Below are 24,819 nucleotides of genomic sequence, written 5' to 3' on the forward strand. Positions count from 1 at the left end.
CTTGAGCAGCTACCGGCCTCTTCGCGGGTGAACCCGCTCCTACAAAGGGCACTGGGCATTACCGATCAGAGGCGGCTTGCCCGAGAGGAGGCCAGTAGCTTCAACCCCTCATTCTGGTTTTTTCAGCACCAAGGTCAGGATGTCATAGCTGGCCACCAACTCACCCAGCTGATTGGTCACCTCCACATCCCACGCCACCACCCCCTGCGGCTGCCCCAGCGGGCTGGTCTTGCCTTGGTCGATCTTGCGCTTGCAGGTCAGGCGCGCCTGGATGGTATCGCCAATGCCCACCGGGTTGATGAAGCGCAGGGTGTCCAGCCCATAGTTGGCCAGCACCGGTCCGGCACCGGGCGACACAAACAGCCCGGCCGCTGCCGACAGTACGAAGTAACCGTGGGCAATGCGCTTACCGAATTGCGACGCCTTGGCGGCGATTTCGTCGAAGTGCATGTAGAAATGGTCGCCTGACAGGCAGCCGAAATTGACCAGGTCAGCTTCTGTCACGGTGCGGCGATGGGTGAGCAGCGACTCGCCGATACGCAGCTGCTCGAAGTAGCGACGGAACGGGTGCACGTCGGTTTCGATCACTTCGCCGCCGCGCACGTACTCGCCGGTGACCGCCGTGAGCATGCTCGGCGAGCCTTGTACGGCGGCGCGCTGCAGGTAATGCTTGACCGCACGCAGGCCACCCAGCTCTTCACCACCACCGGCGCGGCCCGGGCCACCGTGCTTGAGCTGCGGCAGCGGCGAGCCGTGCCCAGTGGACTCCTTGGCAGCCTGGCTATCGAGCACCAGCAGACGGCCATGCCAGGCAGCAGCCACCGGGATAGCCTTGGCGGCCACGCTGCGGTCGGCGGTGACCAGGGTCGCCACCAGGCTGCCTTTGCCACGGGCAGCCAGTGCCAAGGCTTCGTCGAGGTCGTCATAGGCCATCAGTGTACTGACCGGGCCGAACGCTTCGATATCGTGGGCGCCGCCCTCGGCATGTGGGTCGCGGGCCTGCAACAAGGTTGGCGCAAAGAACGCGCCTTCAGCCACGCCTTCGCCACGCGGGGCAAAGCCATCGCTGGCGCCGAACAGCTGATCACAACTCTGCAGCAGGCTGCGCACCCGCTCGCCGACATCGCGCTGCTGGTCATGGGAGGCCAGGGCCCCCATGCGCACACCTTCCAGGGACGGGTCGCCAACCACGACCTTGCTCAAGCGCTCGCGCAGGCGGGTGGCGACGGCATCCAGGTGCCTGGCCGGGACGATCGCACGGCGGATGGCGGTGCACTTCTGCCCGGCTTTAGTGGTCATTTCACGCACCACTTCCTTGATGTACAGGTCAAACTCTTCGCTGTCCGGTGTCACGTCCGGGCCGAGGATGGCGCAGTTGAGCGAGTCGGCCTCGGCAGTGAACGGCACCGAGTTGCGAATCAGGTTGGGCGTCACGCGCAATTTGGCAGCGGTATCGGCGGACCCGGTGAAGGTCACCACGTCCTGCCCCTGCAGGCGGTCGAGCAGGTCGCCGGTGCTGCCAATAACAAGCTGCAGGCTGCCTTCGGGCAGCAGGCCGGAGGCATTCATCAGGCGCACCACGGCCTCGGTCAAATAGCTGGTCGAGGTCGCCGGCTTGACGATGCAGGGCATACCGGCGAGGAACGTCGGGGCAAACTTTTCCAGCATGCCCCAGATAGGGAAGTTGAACGCGTTGATGTGCACCGCAACGCCTGCCCGTGGCACCAGGATGTGACTACCGGCGAAATGGCCTTGCTTGCCCAACGGTATGGCTGGCCCTTCGTGCACTAGGTTACCCGACGGCAGCTCGCGGCTGCCGATGCCGGCATAGGAGAACAGCGTGGCGTTCCCGCCTTCGATGTCGATCCAGCTGTCGGCCCGGGTGGCGCCGCTGTGGTGCGACAGGGCGTAGAGCTGCTCCTTGTGCTCGGCCAGGTACAGGGCCAGGGCTTTGAGGCGTTGGGCACGTTGTTGGAAATCCATGCCCATCAGCGAGGCAAGACCGCGTGCACGCGCGTAGTCCACAGCTTCGGCGAAGTCCGGGCGCTCTTCATGGCTGTAGGCCAGTACGTGGCCGTCGAGGGCGCTGCGCAGGGCCTGGGCGCCGTGCTGGCCGAGCCAACGGCCGGCGATGAAACTTTGCAGAGTAGGGGCGGCAGACATGCTGTTCTCCATGCTGTTCAAAATGTGAGGGGTGCTGTTACCACAGCGCCAGGGTGTAGCCGATGATCAGGCGGTTTTCGTCCACGGCGTTGGTCAGGCCGTTGCCGGAGCGGAAGGTGACATTGCGCCAGCGCAGGCTGACGTCCTTGAACGGGCCACTCTGGATGACATACGTGATGTCGGTGTCGCGCTCGCGCTCACGGCCATTGGTCACGGTGGCAGTTTCCGCGTGGCGACCGTCGGTGTAGCGGGTCATGAAACTCAGGCCGGGGATGCCCATGGCAACGAAGTCGTAGTCGTAACGCACTTGCCAAGCGTCCAGCCCAGCGCGGGTGAAGGTGTTATAGGTGACCAGGTTGACGGTGAACGGGTCGCCGCCGTTGACGAACGGGAAGGCGCTGTCACCCGACATCTGCTGCCAGGTGGCGGTGAACTTGTGTGCCCGCACGCCCAGGGTGAACATGGCGTTGAAGTTACGGTTGTCGATGTTGCCGGCACGCTCGGCACCGTCGTTGCGGCTGTCGAAGTAGCGCAGGTCACTGCGCAGGCTCACGCCTTCTGCCAGTGGGCGGGTGTCGATCAGCCCGACGAACTGCTGACGGTAGATGTCCTGGAGCTTGGCGTAGTAATAGCTGACCGTGGTTTGCGGGGTGATGGCGTAGCTGCCACCGCCAAAGTCCAGGTGGTCACTGCTGGCAGCGCCATAGCCGATGTCGTCGCGGCCAGAGGAATCACGCAGGTTGGCCTTGGTCAGGCGTCCGGCATTGAAGGTGAGGCCATCAAGGTCCTGACTGGTGAGCAGGCCACCCTGGAAGGTGGACGCCAGCAGGCGGGTGTCGTTGTACACCACCACCGGCAGGATCGGCTGCAAGGTGCCCAGCCGCAAGGTGCTCTTGGACACGCGAACCTTGCCGGTCAGGCCTAGCTCGCTGTAGTCATCGACCGGTTCGTGGCTGTTCGGGCCAAAAGGCAGCAGGCCGGTGTTGCGACGGTCGCGGCTGGAATCGAGCTTGATGCCCAACTGGCCCAGCGCGTCCACGCCAAAGCCGACCGGGCCCTCGGTAAAACCCGACTCCAGCTTGGCGGTAAAGCCTTGGCCCCATTCCTCGGCCTTGGCCTGCGGGGCGTTGCTCTGGCGAAAATCACGGTTGATGTAGTGGTTGCGCAGCTCCAGGCGTGCATGGCTGTCGCCGATGAAGTCGGCCAGCGCGGGCATCGGCAGGGCGAAGGTGGCCAGCCAGGCGGCTGACAGGAAGTGTGTGCGGTTCATTGTTGTTGTTTTACCCGACATGTCTGTTCGTCCTTGAAGTCAGTGTTTGCTGGCGCCAGCCGCACCGATACCGGTCATGGAGCGGATGAACTGGCCCAGGTAGCGACCACGCTCTTCAACGGCACGTTCGGAGGTGTCGGTAACCGAGAACACCCAGGCACTGAGGAAGGCCAGGCTCATGGAGAACAGCGCAGGGTTGCTGTAGGGGAACAGCGCCGTTTCGTTGTGCAGTACGTTGACCCACACCGCCGGGCCCAGCACTACCAACAGCACCGCCGAGACCAGCCCGGCCATGCTGCCGCACACCGCGCCGCGGGTGGTCAGGCCTTTCCAGAACATGGAAAGGAGCAGCACCGGGAAGTTGACCGAAGCGGCCACCGCCAGCACCAGGCCGGAAAGGAAGGCAATGTTCTGCGACTCGAACATCAGGCCCAGGATCACCGCCAGCAGGCCAATGAGCAACGTGGCAATGCGTGACACGCGCATTTCCTCTTGCTCGGTCGCCTTGCCTTTGCGCATCACGCAGGCATACAGGTCGTGGGACACGGCCGATGCCCCGGACAGCGCCAGGCCGGCGACCACAGCCAGAATGGTGGCGAAGGCGACGGCAGAGATGAAGCCCAGGAACAGGTTGCCACCCACGGCCTGGGCCAGGTGCACGGCGACCATGTTGCCGCCACCGATGATGGCGCCAGTGGCGTCGCGGTAGGACGGTTCAGTGCCGACCATGACGATGGCGCCAAAGCCGACAACGATCAGCAGCAGGTAGAAGTAACCAATGAAACCGGTGGCGTAGAACACGCTCTTGCGTGCTTCCTTGGCATCACTGACAGTGAAAAAGCGCATCAGGATATGCGGCAGGCCAGCGGTGCCGAACATCATGCCCAAACCGAGGGAAATAGCGTCCACCGGGTTGGACAACAGGCCGCCTGGGGCCATGATCGCCTGGCCCTTGGCATGCACGGCCACGGCACTGGCAAACATGGCCTCGGTGCTGAAGCCGAAGTGCTTGAGCACCATGAAGGCCATGAAACTGGTGCCTGAGAGCAGCATTACTGCCTTGATGATCTGCACCCAGGTGGTGGCGAGCATGCCCCCGAAGGTGACATAGGCAACCATCAGTACACCGACCAGCATCACGGCGTACAGGTAGCTGATGCCGAACAGCAGCTCGATCAGCTTGCCGGCGCCGACCATTTGCGCCACCAGGTACATCAGCGCCACCACCAGGGTGCCGAACGCCGAGGTCAAGCGCACCGGGGTTTGCGCCAGCCGGTAGCTGACCACGTCGGCAAAGGTGTACTTACCCAGGTTACGCAGGCGCTCGGCAATCAGGAACAGGATGATCGGCCAGCCCGCCAGGACACCGAGGGCATACAACAGGCCGTCGTAGCCGTTCATGAACATCATCGCGGAAATGCCCAGGAACGAAGCGGCACTGATCATGTCGCCAGCGATTGCCAGGCCGTTCTGCATACCGGTCAAGCCGCCGCCGGCGGTGTAGAAGTCACTGGCCGAGCGGGTGCGCAGGGCAGCCCAGCGGGTGACCAGCAGGGTGAAGCAGACAAACACCATGAACATCGAAATGGCGGTCCAGTTCATTGTGCACACTCCTGCTTGACCTTGTCGTTGAGCGGGTCGAGCACGTTGTTGGCGCGGTGCACATAGATGCCGGTCAGGGCAAAGGACAGCAGCACCATCAACACGCCCACCAGCATGCCGACCGTGGTCACGCCGCCGCTGAGGGACTGGCCGAGGGTGCTGGGCGAAAACGCAACCAGCAGGACGAAGCCGTAGTAGACCACCAGCATGGCCAGGGTCAGGCTGCCGTTGAGGCGGCGCTTGCGCCGCACCAGGTGCTGGAAGTCGGGGTGGTTGGCGATGCTTTCTATGCGTTCGGGTGTCATGGCAAGCGATCTCTTGGTTTTGTAATTGTTGTGTTGAGGTCACGCGGGGTATTGCGTTGTTGCTTAGGCCCTCTTCGCAGGTAAGGATGCCGCCCTAAGGCCTTGCGCAGGCCCTGTAGGAGCGGGTTTACCCGCGAAGCAGTCGACTCGGTCTACAGCTGGTCGAAATCAAGCACCACCTTGTCGCTCACCGGGTAGGTCTGGCACGACAGCACATACCCGGCCGCCACTTCGTAATCTTCGAGGGCATGGTTGCTGTCCATCTCCACTTCGCCCTCGATCACCCGGCACTTGCAGGTGGAGCACACGCCGGCCTTGCACGAGTAGGGCAGCTCGGCGCCAATGGCGTTACCGGCGTCCAGCACGTTCTGGGTGTTGCGCGGCAGGTCGAAGCTCAGTGCCCGGCCGTCGCTGATCACGGTGATGTGGCTAAGCGCCGAATCCACCTGACGTGCCGCCTCACGGGCTTCGCGGCGGGCCTCGCTGCCGGCGGCGGCGAACAGCTCGAAGTGGATGCGTTCCTTGGCCATGCCGTTGGCCTGCAGGCTGTCACGCACGGTCTCGGTCATCGCCTGCGGGCCGCAGATGAATGCTGCGTCCAGGCCGGCAACGTCCAGCCAGCGCGAAAACAGCTGGCCGCATTTGTCGGCGTCGATGCGGCCGTTGTACAGGTCAACATCCTGCTGTTCGCGGCTGAACACGAAAATCAGGTTCAAGCGGTCGAGGTAACGGTTTTTCAGGTCTTCGAGCTTGTCGCGGAACAGCGCCCCCGAACTGGAGCGGTTGCCGTACAGCAAGGTGAAACGGCTGTGCGGCTCGCTGGCCAGCGTAGTGGCGATGATCGACAGTATCGGGGTGATGCCGCTGCCGGCGGCCACACCCAGATAGTTGCCCTGGCGAGCCGGGTCCAGCGGCACGAAGAAGCTGCCCGATGGCGGCATCACTTCCAGCTGCTGGCCTTCCTTGAGCACCTCATTGGCAAACGCCGAGAAGCGCCCGCCCGGTACGCGCTTGACGGCCACGCGCAGTTCGCCGTCCTGTACGGCGCTGCAGATGGAGTAGGAGCGGCGGACTTCTTCGTTATCCAGCTGGGTGCGCATGACCAGGTACTGGCCCTGAGTGAAGCGGAACTGGTCCTGCAGGTGCTCGGGCACATCGAAGGCAATCGATACCGCATCACGGGTCTCATTGCGCACTTGCTTGATGGTCAGGCTGTAAAACTGGCTCATGGTGGTCTCCACGGCTCAAATGCATTTGAAATAGTCGAATGGCTCCAGGCACTCGCGGCAGCGGTACAGCGCCTTGCAGGCCGTGGAGCCGAACTGGCTGAGCAATTCGGTATGGGCGCTGCCGCATTGCGGGCAGCACACCTGGGGGGCTTCGCCGAGCAGGCTGCGCTTGCTGGCACTGCCTTGCGGCGGCGCAATGCCATAAGCGCGCAGGCGCTCGCGGCCCAGTTCGCTGATCCAGTCGGTGCTCCAGGCCGGGGTCAGCCGGCGCTCCAGCTCTGGCGCGGTAAAACCGGCCTGTTCCAGCGCCTGGCGGATATCCCCTTCGATGACTTCGGTGGCAGGGCAGCCAGAGTAGGTCGGGGTGACCACCAGGTGCAGGTGGCCGGCGCGCCAATCGACATCGCGCACGATCCCCAGGTCGACCACGCTGACCACCGGCACTTCAGGGTCCATGACCTGGCCCAATACCGCCCAGGCACGAGCCAGGTCGTCGCCTTGCTGTGCCCGCGCGCCGCGGTCGCCGGCAATCAGTTCACCAGGTTGCATCGGGGTAGGCCCTTGGCAGGAACTGCATTTCGGCCAGCAGCAGGCCCAGATGCTCGGTGTGCAGGCCTTTGCGGCCATCCAGGTAGAAGTGGCTGGCGGCCTTGGGCAGCGGCAGTTCGACCGAAGCAAACGTCGCGGTGACCTGCTTCAGCCAGGTGGCGCCGACGGTAGCTGGATCGGCGCCGATACCGCATTCGGCCAGACGGACTTCGTTGTCGCTGCCAGCGGTGAGTTCAACGGTGAAGCGCCACAGCACCGGGATAGCGGCGAGCATGCGCTGGCGGCTGGCATCGGTACCACCGCCCAGGCGTTGTACCCATTCGCTGGACCGGCGCAGGTGGTAGGTGACTTCCTTCAGGGCCTTGGCGGCAATCCCGGCGATTCGCGCGTCGCTGGACTCGACCAGCTCCTGCAGCACGGCGAAGTGCCACGCGTCGTAAAGGAACTGCTTGGTCATGGTCACGGCAAAATCACCGTTGGGTTGCTCAACCAGCAGCAGGTTGCGGTAGGCGCGCTCGTCACGGCGGAACGCCAGGGCATCGGCATCCCGGCCATCGTCGAGCAGCTCGGCGGCATACTCCAGCCAGTTGCGGGCCTGGCCGACCAGATCGAGGCCGACGTTCATCAGGGCCAGCTCTTCCTCGATGGCCGGGGCGCGGCCACACCACTCACAGAGGCGCTGGCCCTGGACCAGGGCGCTGTCGCCGAGCAACAGCAGATAGGGGACAAGGGCTTCTTTATGCATGGCCCACCTCACATGTGTCCGACTTCGTCGGGCAGCTCGTAGAAGCTGGCATGGCGATAGACCTTGTCGTCCGAGGGGGCGAACAGCGGGTCTTTCTCGTCGGGGGAGGAGGCGGTGATCAGCGCCGAAGGCACCACCCACAGGCTCACACCTTCGCTACGGCGGGTGTAGAGCTCGCGGGCGTTCTCGATGGCCATGGCGGCATCGGCGGCGTGCACGCTGCCGACATGCTTGTGGTTAAGGCCGTGCTTGCTGCGCACGAACACTTCGTAGAGGGTCCAGACAGACATTTTCGATCTCCGCATCAATCGCCGCTCAGGCGGCGTTCTTGTTCTGTTGCTTGCGCGCATAGGCCACGGCGGCCTCGCGTACCCAGGCGCCATCCTCGATGGCCTTGCGCCGGGTGGCGACACGTTCCAGGTTGCACGGGCCATTGCCCTTGATCACTTCGTAGAACTCGTCCCACTGGATTTCGCCAAAGTCGTAGTGGCCGCGCTCGGCGTTCCACTTCAGCTCAGGGTCAGGCGCAGTGCAGCCAAGCAGTTCCAGCTGCGGCACGGTCTGGTCGATGAAGCGCTGGCGCAGTTCGTCGTTGGTCTGGCGCTTGATCTTCCAGGCCATCGACTGGGCGCTGTTGGGCGAGTGTTCATCGCTCGGGCCGAACATCATCAGCGCTGGCCACCACAGGCGGTTGATGGCGTCCTGAACCATGTCGCGCTGGGCTTGGGTGCCCTGGCGCATCATGGTCAGGAGCATTTCGTAGCCCTGGCGCTGGTGGAAGCTCTCTTCCTTGCAGATACGGATCATCGCGCGGGAGTAGGGGCCGTAAGAGGTGCGCTGCAGCACCACCTGGTTGACGATGGCGGCGCCATCCACCAGCCAGCCCACAGCGCCCATGTCGGCCCAGCTGAGGGTGGGGTAGTTGAAGATGCTCGAGTACTTGGCCTTGCCGCTGTGCAGTTTGTCGATCTCTTCGTCGCGGTCAGCCCCCAGGGTTTCCATGGCGCTGTACAGGTACAGGCCGTGACCGGCTTCGTCCTGAATCTTGGCCATCAGCTGCAGTTTGCGCTTGAGGCTGGGGGCACGGGTAACCCAGTTGCCTTCGGGCAGCATGCCGACGATTTCAGAATGGGCGTGCTGGGAGATCTGCCGGATGAGGGTCTGGCGGTAGGCCTCGGGCATCCAGTTCTTGGCTTCGATCTTGATTTCGGCGTCGATCTTTTCCTGGAAGTTGCGTTCCTCGGGGGACATTTCTTCCAGCGTCTTGACGCGCTTGACTCCGGTTTCCACTAGCTGTGCGTACATGTGCTGCGACTCCTGCTAAGGCATGAGTCATTTGTAAGCGATACAAAACACAACGTCAAACACATTTATGTGTATCAAGTAAGATTTGTGTATCGCATTGCCGTCCAAGGGGCTGTTGCAGCCCACTCTCGGCACAAGGCTGCGCCTGCATCAGCGCGTGCCCGAGGGAACGCAGGCAAAAAAAAGGCCCCGGGCAATGCCGGGGCCGAAATGGCAGCCGATTGGGTCAGCTGGCCAACCGTTTGTCGAACACATGGCACGCCTTGCCCTCGGAGCGCTTGAGCGTGCCGCAGGGTTGCAGGTGCACCTGGGTGCTGATGCCGATGTAAGTCTTGATCTGTTTGGTCAACTCCCCGACGACCAGCTTGCGCTGGCCTTCGTCAAGGTGCTGGCACTCTGCGCGCAGTTCCACATGCACTTGGACACTGTCCAGGTTTCCATTGCGATACAAATGGATCTCATACAGCTCTGAAAGCTGTTTTATTTTTAGGACCTGTTCCTCGATCTGGGTCGGGAACACATTGACCCCGCGAATGATCAGCATGTCGTCACTGCGACCGGTGATCTTGCCGATCCGCCGCATTGGCCGAGCGGTGCCGGGCAGCAGCCGGGTGAGGTCGCGAGTGCGGTAGCGCACCATCGGCAATGCCTCTTTGCTCAGCGAGGTGAACACCAGCTCGCCCAGCTGGCCATCCGGCAGTACCTCGCCGGTGGCAGGGTCGATGATCTCGGGATAGAAGTGGTCTTCCCAGATGGTCGGGCCGTCTTTGGTCTCGATGCACTCCATCGCCACGCCGGGGCCCATGATCTCCGAGAGGCCATAGATATCGAGGGCATTGATGCCCAGACGCTGCTCAATTGAACGGCGCAGCTCGTCGGTCCACGGCTCGGCACCAAAAATGCCCAGGCGCAGCTTGAGGTGGTGGGGGTCGATACCCTGGCGCTCGATTTCATCAGCCAGGTTGAGCATGTAGGACGGGGTGACCATGATGATGTCGGGCTGGAAGTCGCGAATCAGCTGCACCTGCTTTTCGGTCTGCCCACCGGACATGGGGATCACGGTGCAGCCCAGGCGTTCGGCACCGTAGTGCGCGCCGAGCCCGCCGGTGAACAGCCCGTAACCGTAGGACACATGCACCTTGTCACCTTTGCGCCCGCCGGCCGCACGAATCGAACGGGCAACCACATTGGCCCAGGTGTCGATATCGTTCTGGGTGTAGCCGACCACCGTCGGCTTGCCGGTGGTGCCACTGGAGGCATGCAGGCGTACCACTTCTTCCTGGGGCACGGCAAACATGCCGTAGGGGTAGTTGTCGCGCAGGTCGTTCTTGCCGGTGAAGGGGAACTTCGCCAGGTCTTCCAGGCACTTGAGGTCATCGGGGTGGGCGCCGCACTCGGCAAAGCGCTGGCGGTACAGCGGCACATTGTCGTAGGCGTGCTTCAGGCTCCAACGCAGACGCTCCAGCTGGTGCTGGCGCAGGGCGTCGACGCTGGCGGTTTCCATCGGGTCCAGCAGGGCACGATCGGCATCATGGTACATGTTCATGGCTTCACTCGAATTGTTCTTGTACGCCGCGCGCCAGCGGTTGCAGGCCACGCGGTGAGTGTCATGGAGGCAGCATATACGGCTGCGTTCAGTTCGGTAACAAGCGCAGGGTCTGAACCGCTCAGAGGCGCTCGATGATCATGGCGATGCCTTGGCCTACGCCGATGCACATGGTGCACAGGGCGTAGCGGCCGGCCGTTTCTTCAAGCTCGTGCAAGGCTGTGGTCACCAACCGGGCACCGCTCATGCCCAGGGGATGGCCCAGGGCGATGGCGCCGCCGTTGCGGTTGACTCGCGGGTCGTCGTCGGCCAGGCCCAGCTCGCGCAACACGGCCAGCCCCTGGGCGGCAAAGGCCTCGTTGAGTTCGATGACGTCCAGGTCATCCAGTGCCAGGCCGGTGAGCGCCAGCACCTTGCGGGTCGCAGGCACCGGACCGATGCCCATCAGCCTGGGCTCAACCCCGCCCACCGCCATGCCGACGATGCGCCCGCGCGCCTTCAGGCCATGGCGGCGGGCCGCGGCGCTGCTGGCCAGCAGCAGGGCGCAAGCGCCGTCATTCACACCGGAGGCATTACCCGCCGTTACGCTGCCGCCTTCACGAAACGGCGTCCCGAGCCGAGCCAGCTGCTCCAGCGTGGTGTCGCCGCGCGGGTGCTCGTCATGCTCGACCACTTTGACCGGGCCTTTACGCTGCGGGATTTCGACCGGCACGATTTCCCGCGCCAGGCGGCCGCGGGCCTGAGCTGCTGCTGCCTTGTGCTGGCTGCGCAGGGCAAAGGCATCCTGGTCGGCGCGCGAGATGCCGAACTGTTCGGCCACGTTTTCAGCCGTTTCCGGCATCGAATCGATGCCGTAGGCGGCCTTCATCAGCGGGTTGACGAAACGCCAGCCGATGGTGGTGTCGAACAGCTCGGCTGCACGCCCGAATGCCTGCTCCGACTTACCCATCACAAACGGCGCACGCGACATGGACTCTACACCACCGGCCAGCATGAGCCCCGCTTCACCGCAGCGCAGGGCACGTGCCGCATTGCCGATGGCATCCAGGCCGGAACCGCACAGGCGGTTGATCGTGGTCCCTGGTACTTCGAGTGGCAGCCCGGCCAGCAGGCTCGCCATGTGGGCCACGTTGCGGTTGTCTTCGCCGGCCTGGTTGGCACAGCCGAAGATAACGTCATCAATGGCTTTCCAGTCCAGTTCGGGGTGGCGATGGATCAAGGCTTTGAGCGGGATGGCCGCCAGGTCGTCGGCGCGCACGCTGCTCAGGGCCCCGGCATAGCGGCCAATGGGGGTACGCACGGCGTCGATGATCAAGGCATCGGCGTGGGTCGGTTCATTCATCTTGCGTCTCCTGCGCCAGCACGGTGCCGCGCACTTTGTAGGATTTGCCATGGAACATCGCCACCAGCTCACCGCGCTGGTTGTCGATGCGCACGTCGTACAGGCCGGTGCGGCCTTTGCGGCTGACTTCGCTGGCGTGGGCGGTGAGCACGTCATCGCGCAGCGCCGGGGCCAGGTAGTCGATGGTGCAGCCCAGCGCCACCGTGGCCTGGTCGTAGCTATTGCAGGCGAAGGCGAACGCCGAATCGGCCAACGCGAACAGGAAACCGCCATGGCAGGTGCCATGCCCCTGGATCATGTCGGCACGTACCGCCATGCGCAGGCTGGCCCGGCCTGGGCCGGCATCCAGCAGGCTGATGCCCAGGCCCTGAGTGGCCGGGTCGCGGGCGTACATGGCGTCGGCACAGGCTTGTGCCAGTTCCACTTCAGTCATGCAGGGTGCCTCCTTTGGCTTCGCAGCGACGTAACAGCAGGGAAGGGCGGTAGCGGCTCTCGCCGTAGCTGCGCTGCAGGTTGTCGAGCACGGCCAGGGTGTGGGCAAGGCCGATGTCTGCGGCCCAGGCCAGCGGGCCGCGGGGGTAATTGACGCCGGCGCGCATGGCCAGGTCGATGTCGGCGGCGCTGCCGACGCCCTGAAGCACCGCATCGGCGGCCTCGTTGGCGAGCATTGCCACGGTGCGCAGTACCACCAGGCCGGGCAGGTCGGCGACACCGGTCACTTTCAGGCCGGCACGCTGCAGCAAGGCTACGGCGTGGTCGCGGGCGCTGTTAGTGGTGTCGGCGGACCAACTGATGGCAAGGCGGGTGGCGCTGCTGTAGTCCAGCGCCAGGTCGAGCAGCACAAGGTTGCGCAGGCCGTCTTCGCGGGCGCGCTGGCTGGCCAGGCGGCCATCGGACAGTGCCAGGGTGGCGTCGCCCACCTGGATCAAGCCACTACCGGCGCGCTGGGTCACGGCAATGCCGCTTTGGCGAAGGCGCTCGACCAGCGGCTGCATCACCCCCAGGTTGCCCTCGACAACGCAGGCCTCTGCGCAGGCGGAACTGTGCAGTTCGGCCGGCTGCGGGCGCTCGACGCCTTCGGCATAGCGATAGAAGCCTTGGCCGGTCTTGCGGCCCAGGCGACCGGCGTCCACCAGTTCCTTCTGCACCAGCGAAGGCTGGAAGCGGAAATCGCCATAGAAAGCTTCGAATACTGAACAGGTGACAGCGTAATTGACGTCATGGCCAATCAGGTCGGTCAGCTCGAACGCCCCCATGCGGAAGCCGCCAGCGTCACGCATCAGCGCATCCAGGCTGGCGCAATCGGCGGCACCTTCCTGCATCAGGCGCAGGCTTTCGGCATAGAACGGCCGCGCTACACGGTTGACGATGAAACCCGGTGTAGAGCGTGCATGTACCGGCTGCTTGCCCCAGGCCTGGGCAGTGGCATAGATGCGTGCGGCCACTGCCGGGTCGGTTGCCAGGCCCGACACCACCTCGACCAGCGCCATCAGCGGTGCCGGGTTGAAAAAGTGCATACCAACCACGTGCTGCGGGCGTTCAAGGCCAGCGGCGAGGCTGGTGATGGACAGTGACGAAGTGTTGCTGGCAAGGATACAGTCGGCTGCGCACAGGGTTTCGAGCTGGCTGAACAACGCCTGCTTCACCTGCAGGTTTTCGACGATGGCTTCAATGACCAGTCCGGCATCTGCCAAGGCGTCGAGTGTATCGACCGGGCACAGGCGGGCATTGATCGCTTCGCGTTCAGCGGCCAGCAACGTTCCTTTGTCCACCAGCCGGGCCAGTTGGCGATCGATACCCGTCACCGCCTGGGCGGCAGCACCCGGGCGGTTGTCGTAGAGCTTGACGGGGTGGCCGGCCTGGGCCGCGACCTGGGCGATACCGGCGCCCATGGCGCCGGCACCGATCACCGCCACCTGCACATTGCTTGCGAGTGCGCCCATGTTCAGCGCCCCTTGAAGGCTGGCGTGCGCTTGTTCATGAAGGCGCTCACGCCTTCGCGGTAGTCCTCGCTGCGCCCGGCCAGGCGCTGCAGGTCGCGCTCCAGCTCCAGCTGCGCCTCAAAACCGTTGTCGAAACTGGCATTGAGGCTGCGCTTGATCAGTGCCAGGCCGTAGGTGGGCTGGGCGGCGAGCTGGCGGGCGAGGGTGAGGGCTTCGTCACGCAGCGCGGCATCATCCACCACACGGTGGATCAACCCCCATTGCTCGGCCTGTTCGGCGCCAAGGCGCTCGCCCAGCATGGCCAGCGCCTTGGCCCGGGCCATGCCGACCAAGCGCGGCAGCAGCCAGGTACCGCCGGAGTCCGGCACCAGGCCGATCTTGCAGAAGGCCTGGATGAAACTGGCCGAGCGGGCGGCCAGCACCAGGTCGCAGGCCAAGGGAATGTTGGCACCGGCACCGGCCGCCACGCCGTTGACCGCACAGATCACCGGCAAAGGCAGGTCGCGCAGGGTGCGTACCAGCGGGTTGTAGAACTTGTCGATCGATTGGCCCAGGTCCGGCATTTCGGCGCCTGGGGCAACGTTGCGGTCGGACAGGTCCTGCCCGGCGCAGAAGCCGCGGCCTTCAGCCGTCAGCAGCAGCACCCGGGCGTTACTGCTTTGGCGCACTTGCTTGAGCGCTTCGCGCACCTCCAGATGCATGGCCGTATTGAAGCTGTTCAGCTGCTCGGGGCGGTTCAATGAAAGGAAGGCAACGCCGTCCTCGATGGAAAACAGGATGTGCTGGAAAGTCATGACAGGCTCGCTCCGTCAGTCGAGAGAATGATGGTCAGCGCCCCTGGAAACGGGCTTGACGCTTTTCCTGGAAGGCGCGGATGCCTTCATCGCGGTCGGCGGTGCCCGCCAGCAGGGTGAAGGCATGGCGCTCGAAGCGCAGGCCGCTGGCCAGGTCGGTATCACCGGCCTTCAGTAACGCCTCCTTGGCCAGGCGCACGGCCAGCGGCGCTTTGGCGGCGATGCTGCGGGCAACCTGCATGGCGCGTTCTACGGTGAGTTCGGGCTGGGTGATTTCGCTGACCAGGCCGGCCTGCTGGGCGCGGTGGGCAGTGATGGCTTCCCCCGTCAGCACCATCTGCATGGCCAACGGCTTACCGACGGCACGTAACAGGCGCTGGGTGCCGCCAGCACCGGGGATGATGCCAAGGTTGATTTCCGGCTGGCCGAAACGGGCGTCGGTACCGGCGATGACGATGTCGGCGCACATTGCCAGTTCGCAGCCGCCACCCAGGGCATAGCCGTTGACTGCGGCAATCAGCGGTTTGGCGAATGCGGCGATGCTTTGCCAATGCGCTACGCGCGGGTCATTGAGGATGCCGACCAGGTCGCGATCGGCCATCTCGCGGATGTCGGCGCCTGCGGCGAATGCTTTGGCACTGCCGGTAATCACTGTGGCCCGGACATGCTCGTCGTCCCCGGCAGCCTGCAGCGCAGCAGCCAGTTCTGCCAGTAGCTCGGTGCACAGGGCATTCAAGGCCTCGGGCCGTTGCAGGGTAATGAGCTGAACGCCGTGTTCGGGCGCCTGCACATCGATATATCGCGGCATGTCGGGTTCCTCTGGCTGCACGCACGGCACATCGCGTGGCCGGCATTTTTTGGAATTGTTTGCAGGGGCGTAATGCGGGATCACGACCAGGTGAGGTCAGTATATGCTCCATGCGATACAGGAATGCAAGTTTCAAAATGTTTTCGCGTATCTCTTTTTTGTTTTCCAGTGATCACAGCTCCAGTGCAATGCTTACAGAGGAATCGTTTAATCTAGGCGTTTTCGAGTATTTAAAGCAGGTTTTTAACGGGCAGAATTAACTCAACACATGTGATACACGATTGACGACCAAACAGCTTCTGATACAAGATCGACTGACATTTCAAATCATTTCAGGAGTGTTGCCATGCCTTGCTATCGACTGGACGGCCTGACGCCCGTGGTTCACCCGACAGCCTACGTGCACCCCAGTGCAGTCCTGATCGGCGACGTCATCGTCGGCCCCCGCTGCTACATCGGCCCACTGGCATCACTCAGGGGCGATTTCGGCCGCATCGTGCTGGAGGAGGGCGCCAACTTGCAGGACACCTGCGTGATGCACGGTTTCCCGGGGGGCGACACCGTAGTAGAGCGTAACGGGCACATCGGCCATGGCGCCGTGCTGCACGGCTGCCGAGTGGGCGAAGACGCGTTGGTCGGCATGAACGCCGTGGTGATGGATGGCGCCCATGTAGCACCACGTTGCATTGTCGCGGCCACTGCCTTCGTCAAGGCAGGCTTCGAATGCGCGGCGCAGAGCCTGGTGATGGGGTCGCCAGCCCAGGTCAAACGCCCACTGACCGATCAGGAGCTGGCCTGGAAACAGCGCGGGACGGCGGAGTACCAGCACCTGGCGCAGCGCTGCATGAACAGCATGGTCGAATGCCCGCCGCTGGCCGAGGCAGAGCCGGGACGCCCGCGCATGGAAGACACCGGGGTCAGGCCCAAGGGCCAGGCGAGCGCATGAGCCTGGCAGCGACACGCAATGGCCAGGCGGCCCACCGCACAGGTATAGTCGGTGCTTTATCCGCGCACAGTTCGCCCATGAGCACTCTTGCCCCACTGAACCACTTGATCACCCGTTTTCAGGAACAGACGCCGATCCGCGCCAGTTCCCTGATCATCACGTTGTACGGCGATGCCATCGAGCCGCACGGCGGTACAGTCTGGCTCGGTAGCCTGATCAACCTGCTGGAACCGATCGGCATCAATGAACGGCTGATTCGCACGTCGATCTTTCGCCTGACCAAAGAAGGTTGGCTCACTGCAGAAAAGGTGGGTCGACGCAGTTATTACAGCCTGACAGGCACTGGCCGTCGGCGTTTCGAAAAAGCCTTCAAGCGCGTCTATAGCCCAAGCCAGCCAGCCTGGGACGGGGCCTGGACGCTGGTGTTGCTGTCGCAACTCGAGGCGGGTAAACGCAAGGCCGTGCGTGAAGAGCTGGAGTGGCAGGGGTTTGGTGTCATGGCGCCGAACCTGCTAGGTTGCCCACGGGCAGACCGTGCCGACCTGGTGGCCACGTTGCGTGATCTTGAGGCCGGCGACGACAGTATCGTCTTCGACACCCACACCCAGGAGGTGCTCGCGTCCAAGGCGATGCGCGCCCAGGTGCGGGAAAGCTGGCGTATCGACGAACTGGGGCAGCAATACAGCGAGTTTATCCAGCTGTTCAGGCCGCTGTGGCAAGGTTTGAAAGAGCAGCCGTTGCTGGATGCTCAAGATTGCTTCCTGGCACGCACGCTGCTGATTCACGAGTACCGCCGCCTGCTGCTGCGCGACCCGCAACTGCCTGACGAACTGCTGCCAGGGGACTGGGAGGGAAGGGCTGCGCGGCAGTTGTGCCGTAACCTCTACCGACTGGTGTTTGCCAAAGCCGAAGAATGGTTGAATGCAGCACTGGAAACAGCAGATGGCCCATTGCCGGATGTGAGTGAGAGTTTCTACAAGCGTTTTGGCGGGTTGGCTTGAGGGTAAGTCACCTACTACCAGCAGGCAGTTCTTGTGTCCTTACAGGAGCAACCCCAACCACATTGCCCCCAGGATGAGCAGTTGCCCTGGAATGAGGTATCGCGAAAAGCTGAAACCTCCGTTGCTCAAGGCCAGAACACATTTGCTCAATGTGTTCCCCGTCAATGCGAGCAACCCCGGTATGACGATTTCATTCGCGCTGATTCGTCCGGCAGCGACCAACGAGGCGATCGAGGCCGTGGCCGCATGAGCATCGGCCAGGCCGCCGACGAAAGCCGCGAGATTGACGCCATTGGGGCCCAGAAGCTGAAGCAGAAATGCCGAGAACAAGGCGATGCCGGTTATCGCAGCGGTGATCGCCAGTGCTGTCCAGAGACTGAACGCGCCATCGCCCGGATGTGTGGCGGATCCTCCATGAGCAGCACGCCAAGGGGCTAGCAGAAGCACGCCATACACGAGTGTGACCAGTGCCCCCAGCGCGATCGATGACCAGAAAGGGTCGAGCAAGCGACGGTCGACGATGCTCAGCACCAGTGCAAATTGGGTGATGCTGGCGAGATTGGACAATACGGCAGCGCCGGCAAATGGCCTGGCAGCAGCGCCTTGCTGTCTGACGCGGTGCGCAAGCAGGGCAATGGTGGCAGAACTTGAAGCAAAGCCCGATGCGATCGCGCTCAAGGGCAGGCCATAGCGAGGCCCCATCAGGCGCATGACGATGTGTCCTAAAGCACCCACGGCCATCAGCAAGACCACCAGGTTACAAATCGTGCGCGGGTTGAGTATGTTGTAGGGGCCTAGAAACTGGTCCGGTGTCAGCGGCAGTACCACCAAGGCCACCGTGGACAACATCAGGCCATCGCGCAACTCTTCCTCGCTCAATTGTTGCAGCACGAAATGATGCAGTTCGCGTCGCAGCGCCAACAGCACGGTGAGCACCACGCCCACCGCTGCGGCGAGCTCAGGCTCATGGTGGCTGAGCGCTCCGAGTGTCAGCACCAGCAGCAGGGCAATTTCACTGGTCACTTCAGGGTCTTTATCGGCATGTCTGCGGTAGTGCATGCAGAGCATCAGTACCAAGCCCAGACTCGAAACCGCGACCAGCACCGCACCTGCCAGCAACATGCTGACGTAGCCCAGCAATGCAGTGATGGCGAAGGTCCTGAGCCCGGCGGCCGCGTGGTCTTCGTTACGCCCCTTCTTACGCTCGCGCTCCAGCCCCACCAGCATGCCGATACCCAGCGCCACAGCGCCGTGGCCAACATTCAAGGCGTCGAGCATGGTGCCTTTAGCGGGACCTTGACCTCACATTCCCCGCCGCCTTGTTCCAGTGCCATGAGTGCAGGCATATCGAGAATTTCTACCAACCTGCCATGCAGGTCGACGATACCCAGCGCGCGCAGACGGGCGACGGATCGGCACACGGTTTCCAGGCGTAACCCCAGGTACGAAGCCATGTCTTCACGAGACATGCGCAACATGAAGCCATGCGCAGAGTAACCGCGGCTGACGAAGCGTCTGGAGAGCCCCACCAGGAAGCTGGCCAGCCGCTGTTCTGCTGTCAGGTTGCACAGCATCAGCACGCGCCCGTGCTCACGCACGATCTCGCGGCTCATCAAGCGATTAAGGCTCTGCTGCAGCTCCGGAAACTCACGCGCCAGGGTTTGCAAGCGACGATAGGGGACGGGGCAGACTTCGCTGTCTTCCAGGGCAATGGCGTCACAGACATGGTGCTCTGTGGCAATGGCATCGAGGCCGAGTACATCGCCCGGCATCCAGAAGTTGATCACCACGCCTTGCCCCTCGGCGGTGTTCAGGCTGGTCTTGAAACTGCCGCAACGTACGGCATAGAGCATGGACAGCGGATCGTTGGCATTGAACAGCGCGGCACCCTTGCGAATGCGCATGCGTGGGCCTATCAACGCGCCCAGGCAGCTGTTGTCGTCAACCGGCAGACCCGTGGGGAGGCACAGGCCGCTGACCCGGCAATCCATGCAGTGGTTCACCAGCGGTTTCAGGTGAATAGGGTTTGCCTTGGACAATGCGTTGGGTGAGTCGAGCAGGGTGACCTTCAGCTGGCCAGGCATTTTCAGGCCTCCTTCGCATTTTGGAGGCCGCTTTGGGCCCCTGCGCCATGACGCGCACCGAGCCCGACGGTCACCCCAGCATGGGGCGACCAATCAGCAAGCATGTCACGCGAGTGGGGGGCATTGAGGCGGCTTGTAAGCCGTTCGACAAACCGCTCGGCTTCGGCAGCCGTCCTGAAACCCACCCGCCAGTCATCCATGTGTACCCAACAGCGTCCCTGCTCTGTGTTCTTCTCCACGTAAACGTTCATCAGGGCCTCCAAAGCATGTATCGGTAGACAATGCAGAATGAAGGCGTCCCTGCCGGCAGTGCAGGTGAAACCCAGGGCGGTGTCGCCATGGCACGCCTGCGGGGCCTGAAGTGGCTGTGATCTGGGTACAGGGTGCGCCGGCGAAGTCCCGAGGTATTGATCCGCGTCAAGTTCTTGCGCCATGGGCAATGCCACTGGTCGGTAGGTGTCTCCAGTTGATAAACATCAAGTTCGCAACACGTAGGTGGCAGATGCTTTACCTACGTATTGCAACCTCAGAGGTGTGCCATGGAAACTCCGCAAAGACTGCTGCTGATCGCCTCCCCCCTGATGCGCCGAACCCCGGCCTATGACCGGGCCGCTGCGCTGGCCAAGGCCAAGGGGATGGCGCTGCACATCGTCGCTTTCGACTACGTGGAAGGGCTTGCCACGGCGGGCTTGGTGAATGATCAAGCGCTCGCAGTCATGCGCGAGGGTTACGTGCAGCAGCACCGTGCATGGCTGGAAACCCAGGCGTTGCCGATGCGGCGCAATGGCGTCACCGTCACAACCGAGGTGGTGTGGGTGCAGCAGCCCTTGAATGAGATCCTGATACACTTGCGTGAGCAACCGTTTGCCATGCTGATCAAAGAGCTTGAGCATGAGCCTTGGTGGATGCGCGCAATGTTCACCTCGCTGGATATCCAGCTGCTGCGCGAAACGCGAATACCCTTGCACTTGGTACACAAGGCCAGCCATGCGTTGCCACGCAGGATTCTGGCGGCGGTGGACCTGTCCAGGCCTGAGGATCAGTTTGAAGGTTTCAACGACCAGATCATCAGCGAAGCGCTGAAGCTGACCTTGCAGTGCAATGCCCAGATCGAATTGCTGTACACCTACGACCTGGGTTCCATGTACCTGGACGCCGGCGGCAGCCGGGAACATTCGTTCCTGTTCGATTCGAACCGTGCCCAGACCTTGCATGACGTTCAGAGCGCTGCCTTCCAAGAGCTTGCCGAACGCAACGGGATCGCCGTCGAACACCGCCATATGCGCATCGGCGACCCGGCAAAGGCCCTGGCCATGTTCATGGATAACAATGATATCGACGTATTGGTCATGGGCAGTTATCACCACCATGGCATCGGCTGGTTCATCGGCAGTACTGCCGAGCGCGTTTTGCATCGGTTGTCCAGCAGTGTGCTGGTGATTTCTCCAGAACGCTCCAAAGGCTGAAGCACAAGGCCCGCAAGGGCCTTGTTTTTTCAAGGCCGCAGGTCAAGTTCGTGCAGGATCTCGCTCACATCCCCGCCAGGGTATCTTGAGGTGAAGCCCAGTGCCTTGACCAGCCGGTGCATGGCATAGTTGCTGGCCAGATCCCTGGAGACCATGCACTGAAAGCCATTGCGTCGTGCGGCTTCAATCAGGTGTTGCATCAGGCGCTTGCCCAACCCCTTGCGCTGCCAGTCTTCGCTGACCGCCACTGCACATTCGCACCGCGGACTACCAGGTATGCCTGCATAGCGGCTGACGCCGATTTGTTGCAATTGACCGTCTACATGAACCAAGGCGACATAGGCCATGCGTTGGTGATAGTCCACGGGCATGTCTTGCGTGTCCAAGCTAGGCAAGCCGCCGCTGAGCCCGGCAATGAAACGAAAACGCCGTGATTCATAAGCGATGGTGCTCAGAAAACGCTTGTCCCGTTCGCGGTCTTCTTCGCGCAGTGGACGGATCAGCACCGCCGAACCGTCCTCGAGGTTTTCGACCCAGTGTTCGCAGGTCTGTGGCTGTGCTGTTTGCTGCCCGTTCATGACGCCTCCCGTTGCTTGATCAGTACCTGGTGCAGCCGTTTTAACGTGGCGGGCCGTTTCGGTTCTGACAATCATCAAGTTCAGCCTGGGTAGCGGTTTTCTGATCTGCATCAAGCAGCAGCGATCCTGCGCGCGGAATATCGTCAGCATCACACCCACTCACGAAAGCGCGGAGGTTCACCATGGGGCAATATCGACAATTGCTGGTGCTGCTGACCGAGGTAGAACCGCATTCCGCCGCTTTGCGCAGAGCCCTTGCCTTGGCGCATGTCAGCGGCGCCAGCGTGCATGTACTGGGCTTGTTCGAGCCAAGCGAGGAGCACCTTCTGCGCGAAGAGCGGCTGAACGAGGCCGATATCAAGCGCCAGTACGAGCACTATCGCGCTCAGTTGACGGGATTGGTCGAGCGGCATCGCGGCAGCGGTATAACGCTGACGAGCGACAGCCTGAATGCGGAGGATATCCGCAGCCAGGCGATCGATTACATCAGTGAACTGCAGCCCGATATGGTCATCAAGGACAGCGAAGCCGCGTCGGCCCTGGTGCGCGTGTTCGGCACCCCACTGGATTGTGCGCTGATGCGAGGTTTCAAAGGCGTCAGCCATTTCGTGCCGGCGGGGGCCATCTCATTGCCGCGGCGTGTGCTGGTCGCAGTGGATACGGCGTTCAGTGAGACGCCTGCCGTTCAGGCGTGCTTCAATCGTGGTCTGGTTCGTGCTGCCCAGGCGCTGGCGTTGCAGTGTGACGCGCACCTGCATCTGCTATCGGCCTACAACCTGGCAGGGGTATTTGCCTCGGACATGAATGTCACCCAGGCGTGGATCGACGAGATGCGCGAGGCACTGCAGGAACCTTTCGAAGCGCTGGCCGATGCCGAAGGCGTCGCGCCTGACCGCCGACATTTCATGGAAGGAGGCCCGGTACAGGTGATCCGTGAACAGGTCGCGGCCCTGGACATCGACGCGGTGGTGATGGGCGTGGTGCAACCCAAAGGCCTGGACAAACTGTTGGGAGACACCACCGAGCGTATCGTCAGCCGCCCACCGTGCAGCGTGCTCGCCGTTCATCCCCAAATAGCCGAAAGTTGGGAGCCTTGGCCATGCAACTGACATTTCTTGGCGGCACCGGCACCGTGACCGGCAGCAAATTCCTGTTGACCCGTGACAGCACGCGGGTATTGGTCGACTGCGGACTCTTCCAGGGTTTCAAGCAACTGCGCCTGCGCAACTGGCAGCCACTGCCCCCGGCGCTGCGGGCGCTTGATGCGGTGGTGCTGACCCACGCCCACCTTGACCACAGTGGTTATCTACCGGTGCTGGTTCGGGAAGGCTACCGCGGGCCGATCTACGCCACGCCGGCGACGTGCGCCTTGGCGGAAATCCTCCTGCTCGACAGTGCACGGCTGCAGGAAGAGCAGGCCGAACATGCCAATCGCCACGGTTACTCCAAGCATGCGCCGGCGCAACCGCTCTATACCGAGCAGGATGCCAAACGTGCCCTGGCACTGTTTCGGCCCGTGGCGTTACATCAGGTGACCATGATCGCCGAGGGCATGGAATTACTGTTGCGTACCGCCGGACATATTCTGGGGGCGGCCACAGTCCAGATCAGCGCCGAAGGGCAGACCGTGCTGTTTTCGGGTGACCTCGGCCGCCCTCAGGATCCGATCATGCGTGCGCCTGAGCTGGTCAGGACGGCGGACGTGCTGTTGATCGAGTCTACCTATGGGGACCGCCAGCATCCCGCCGAATCGACCGAGCAGTACCTGGCCAAGGTCATCAACGAAACGCTCCTGCGCCACGGCATTACCCTGGTACCCTCGTTCGCCGTCGGCCGTGCCCAACTGCTCATGTATTACCTGTACACGCTCAAGCGCGACCGGTTGATCCCTGATGTCCCGGTCTACCTGAACAGCCCGATGGCCACCGACGCCACCGCCTTGTACCAGCAGTACCGCAGTGAACATCGGCTGACCGCAGCCGAGTGCGCCGCCATGTGCAGAGGCACGCACATCGTCCGGACAGTCGATGAGTCCAGGCACCTGGACCAGCTGCGCGAGCCCGCAGTGATCATCGCCGCCAGTGGCATGGCGACCGGCGGACGGGTGCTTCACCACCTGAAGGCGCTGGCCCCCAACCCACGCAACAGCATTCTCTTCTCGGGCTTTCAAGCCGGGGGGACGCGGGGTGCCGATATCGTCGCGGGCGCCCACAGTGTGCGGTTGCACGGCGAGGATGTGCCCATCCGTGCACAGGTGCATGCGATGGAGAATCTTTCTGCGCACGCCGATGCCGATGAAATCATGGAATGGTTGCGCGGGTTCACCCGGCCACCCCGTCAGACCTATGTCATTCATGGTGAGCCACACGCTGCCGACACCTTACGGCGGCGAATCAGCCTCGAACTCGGCTGGCAGGTGTGCGTGCCTGAGTATCAGGAAACGGTTGCCATCGACCCTGTGCGCTAGCCGGGCGCGGGAGGTGAATCATGAGTACACAAGCAAGGGCGAAACTGCGGGCCTGGTTGCACAGGCCCAGGGGCAGCCTGGGTTGGATCGTGACTATCGTCGCTTTACTCGTCGCCGCGTCCGTCTATCGCGCCTTAAGCGCTAGCTGGCGCATGCCCATGCGTGATCCGGCGGTACTCCTTGGCCTGCTGGCGTTGAGTGTCGCGCTGGGGTGGGCGGTGCAGCGGGGCGTCAAGCGCACGGTCGGCAAGGCCATTTTCAATGGCCAGCAGACGGGTTGGCAGGCCAGGCTGGCGTTGCTGCGTTCAATCACCCGGGAATCGAACACGTTGATAAGCGTGTTGCTGCTCCTGGTCCTACTCGGTGCTGGCACCGTGTGGCTGGCGGGGCGCTCCGTGGCGCAGATTGTAGAAAATTGCACGGCCAACCTGCAGGCCCAGGTGGAGGTGCCTGAGGATGACAAGCTTGCTACGCTGGTCGGCAAACCCGTGTGCACGTGCCTGGCACAGACCTTTCTGGAGCGCAATGGGGTGCTGCGCCTGGCCCTGTTCGAAACGCCCATGCAGGAAGTGAGCGGCCTGAAGGCGCTGACTCCCGCTGATGAGCAGCGTTGCCTCGCGCAGTTCGACCTGTTGCCCGAGGTGGGGCGTGCAGCCACGCCTTGAAGCCATCAACG

23 protein-coding genes and 1 pseudogene are annotated in these 24,819 nt (G+C 62.9%); 6 read left to right on the forward strand and 18 right to left on the reverse strand.

What is annotated here, in order from left to right; all coding sequences use genetic code 11:
• Window positions 1-108: 108 nt before the first annotated feature.
• The 15 genes and pseudogenes from paaZ to paaF all read right to left on the reverse strand — a co-directional run bounded on the left by paaZ (window position 109) and on the right by paaF (window position 15,601).
• Window positions 109-2,163 carry a phenylacetic acid degradation bifunctional protein PaaZ gene (gene paaZ, locus V6093_RS04375; protein WP_004374496.1) on the reverse strand — a complete coding sequence of 685 codons (2,055 nt, stop codon included), beginning with the start codon at window positions 2,161-2,163 and terminating at the stop codon, window positions 109-111.
• Between the two features lie 37 nt (window positions 2,164-2,200).
• Window positions 2,201-3,433, reverse strand: coding sequence for an OprD family porin (locus V6093_RS04380; protein WP_047602812.1), 1,233 nt, complete (start codon window positions 3,431-3,433; stop codon window positions 2,201-2,203).
• 39 nt (window positions 3,434-3,472) lie between these two features.
• Window positions 3,473-5,035: pseudogene (locus tag V6093_RS04385) on the reverse strand (cation acetate symporter); the annotation flags it as partial.
• Complete coding sequence (locus V6093_RS04390) at window positions 5,032-5,340, reverse strand: DUF485 domain-containing protein (protein ID WP_004374508.1); 309 nt, start codon at window positions 5,338-5,340, stop codon at window positions 5,032-5,034. The pseudogene V6093_RS04385 and the gene V6093_RS04390, both read right to left, overlap by 4 nt.
• Window positions 5,341-5,492: 152 nt before the next feature.
• Entirely contained in the window at window positions 5,493-6,569 is a 1,077-nt protein-coding gene (gene paaE / locus V6093_RS04395) for a 1,2-phenylacetyl-CoA epoxidase subunit PaaE (RefSeq protein WP_265979154.1), read from the reverse strand.
• Between the two features lie 15 nt (window positions 6,570-6,584).
• Window positions 6,585-7,118 (reverse strand): 1,2-phenylacetyl-CoA epoxidase subunit PaaD, encoded by a 534-nt coding sequence (gene paaD / locus V6093_RS04400; protein ID WP_004374513.1) that lies wholly within the window; start codon window positions 7,116-7,118, stop codon window positions 6,585-6,587.
• Window positions 7,105-7,863, reverse strand: coding sequence for a 1,2-phenylacetyl-CoA epoxidase subunit PaaC (gene paaC / locus V6093_RS04405; protein WP_108078698.1), 759 nt, complete (start codon window positions 7,861-7,863; stop codon window positions 7,105-7,107). Before paaC ends, paaD begins: the two co-directional genes overlap by 14 nt.
• Before the next feature lie 8 nt (window positions 7,864-7,871).
• Window positions 7,872-8,153: a 1,2-phenylacetyl-CoA epoxidase subunit PaaB gene (gene paaB / locus V6093_RS04410; RefSeq protein WP_004374528.1), complete on the reverse strand. Its 282-nt coding sequence runs from the start codon at window positions 8,151-8,153 to the stop codon at window positions 7,872-7,874.
• Between the two features lie 25 nt (window positions 8,154-8,178).
• Entirely contained in the window at window positions 8,179-9,168 is a 990-nt protein-coding gene (gene paaA / locus V6093_RS04415; RefSeq protein WP_004374531.1) for a 1,2-phenylacetyl-CoA epoxidase subunit PaaA, read from the reverse strand.
• 226 nt (window positions 9,169-9,394) lie between these two features.
• The gene (gene paaK / locus V6093_RS04420) at window positions 9,395-10,714 is read right to left on the reverse strand and encodes a phenylacetate--CoA ligase PaaK (protein WP_004374534.1); all 1,320 of its coding nucleotides are present in this window, start codon (window positions 10,712-10,714) and stop codon (window positions 9,395-9,397) included.
• A 121-nt stretch (window positions 10,715-10,835) separates the two neighbouring features.
• Window positions 10,836-12,056, reverse strand: coding sequence for a 3-oxoadipyl-CoA thiolase (gene pcaF / locus V6093_RS04425; protein ID WP_265979149.1), 1,221 nt, complete (start codon window positions 12,054-12,056; stop codon window positions 10,836-10,838).
• Window positions 12,049-12,489 (reverse strand): hydroxyphenylacetyl-CoA thioesterase PaaI, encoded by a 441-nt coding sequence (paaI, locus tag V6093_RS04430; RefSeq protein ID WP_012052299.1) that lies wholly within the window; start codon window positions 12,487-12,489, stop codon window positions 12,049-12,051. The genes pcaF and paaI overlap by 8 nt, the downstream gene beginning before the upstream one ends.
• The gene (paaH, locus tag V6093_RS04435; RefSeq protein WP_265979146.1) at window positions 12,482-13,999 is read right to left on the reverse strand and encodes a 3-hydroxyacyl-CoA dehydrogenase PaaH; all 1,518 of its coding nucleotides are present in this window, start codon (window positions 13,997-13,999) and stop codon (window positions 12,482-12,484) included. Before paaH ends, paaI begins: the two co-directional genes overlap by 8 nt.
• A 2-nt stretch (window positions 14,000-14,001) precedes the next feature.
• Window positions 14,002-14,793, reverse strand: coding sequence for a 2-(1,2-epoxy-1,2-dihydrophenyl)acetyl-CoA isomerase PaaG (gene paaG, locus V6093_RS04440; RefSeq protein ID WP_014861995.1), 792 nt, complete (start codon window positions 14,791-14,793; stop codon window positions 14,002-14,004).
• A gap of 34 nt (window positions 14,794-14,827) precedes the next feature.
• Window positions 14,828-15,601: a 2,3-dehydroadipyl-CoA hydratase PaaF gene (paaF, locus tag V6093_RS04445; RefSeq protein WP_004577376.1), complete on the reverse strand. Its 774-nt coding sequence runs from the start codon at window positions 15,599-15,601 to the stop codon at window positions 14,828-14,830.
• Between the two features lie 346 nt (window positions 15,602-15,947).
• On the opposite strand from paaF, the gene paaY reads away from it, so the two are divergent.
• Both paaY and paaX read left to right on the forward strand, forming a co-directional pair.
• Window positions 15,948-16,547 (forward strand): phenylacetic acid degradation protein PaaY, encoded by a 600-nt coding sequence (gene paaY, locus V6093_RS04450; RefSeq protein WP_004374546.1) that lies wholly within the window; start codon window positions 15,948-15,950, stop codon window positions 16,545-16,547.
• 77 nt (window positions 16,548-16,624) lie between these two features.
• Complete coding sequence (gene paaX, locus V6093_RS04455) at window positions 16,625-17,548, forward strand: phenylacetic acid degradation operon negative regulatory protein PaaX (protein ID WP_004374548.1); 924 nt, start codon at window positions 16,625-16,627, stop codon at window positions 17,546-17,548.
• Window positions 17,549-17,587: 39 nt separating this feature from the next.
• Here the strand turns inward: paaX and V6093_RS04460 are convergent, their stop codons facing one another.
• Window positions 17,588-18,826, reverse strand: a complete 1,239-nt coding sequence (locus tag V6093_RS04460) for a DUF4010 domain-containing protein (protein WP_047602804.1) — start codon at window positions 18,824-18,826, stop codon at window positions 17,588-17,590.
• Window positions 18,811-19,632, reverse strand: coding sequence for a Crp/Fnr family transcriptional regulator FnrC (gene fnrC, locus V6093_RS04465; protein ID WP_047602803.1), 822 nt, complete (start codon window positions 19,630-19,632; stop codon window positions 18,811-18,813). The genes V6093_RS04460 and fnrC overlap by 16 nt, the downstream gene beginning before the upstream one ends.
• A gap of 539 nt (window positions 19,633-20,171) precedes the next feature.
• On the opposite strand from fnrC, the gene V6093_RS04470 reads away from it, so the two are divergent.
• A complete protein-coding gene (locus V6093_RS04470; protein WP_004577372.1) occupies window positions 20,172-21,098 on the forward strand; it encodes a universal stress protein in 927 nt (308 codons plus the stop codon).
• A 29-nt stretch (window positions 21,099-21,127) separates the two neighbouring features.
• Here V6093_RS04470 and V6093_RS04475 read toward each other — a convergent pair whose 3' ends face one another.
• Entirely contained in the window at window positions 21,128-21,676 is a 549-nt protein-coding gene (locus V6093_RS04475; RefSeq protein ID WP_047602802.1) for a GNAT family N-acetyltransferase, read from the reverse strand.
• 182 nt (window positions 21,677-21,858) lie between these two features.
• Between V6093_RS04475 and V6093_RS04480 the strand changes: the two genes are divergently transcribed.
• The 3 genes from V6093_RS04480 (at window position 21,859) to V6093_RS04490 (ending at window position 24,808) form a co-directional block, all read left to right on the forward strand.
• Window positions 21,859-22,785, forward strand: coding sequence for a universal stress protein (locus V6093_RS04480; RefSeq protein WP_004374562.1), 927 nt, complete (start codon window positions 21,859-21,861; stop codon window positions 22,783-22,785).
• Window positions 22,776-24,143 (forward strand): MBL fold metallo-hydrolase RNA specificity domain-containing protein, encoded by a 1,368-nt coding sequence (locus V6093_RS04485; protein ID WP_004374564.1) that lies wholly within the window; start codon window positions 22,776-22,778, stop codon window positions 24,141-24,143. The genes V6093_RS04480 and V6093_RS04485 overlap by 10 nt, the downstream gene beginning before the upstream one ends.
• A gap of 158 nt (window positions 24,144-24,301) precedes the next feature.
• Entirely contained in the window at window positions 24,302-24,808 is a 507-nt protein-coding gene (locus V6093_RS04490; RefSeq protein ID WP_047602801.1) for a hypothetical protein, read from the forward strand.
• Window positions 24,809-24,819 lie beyond the last annotated feature (11 nt).

The organism is Pseudomonas putida group bacterium ESBL64, assembly GCF_045277175.1.
Taxonomy (GTDB): domain Bacteria; phylum Pseudomonadota; class Gammaproteobacteria; order Pseudomonadales; family Pseudomonadaceae; genus Aquipseudomonas; species Aquipseudomonas alloputida.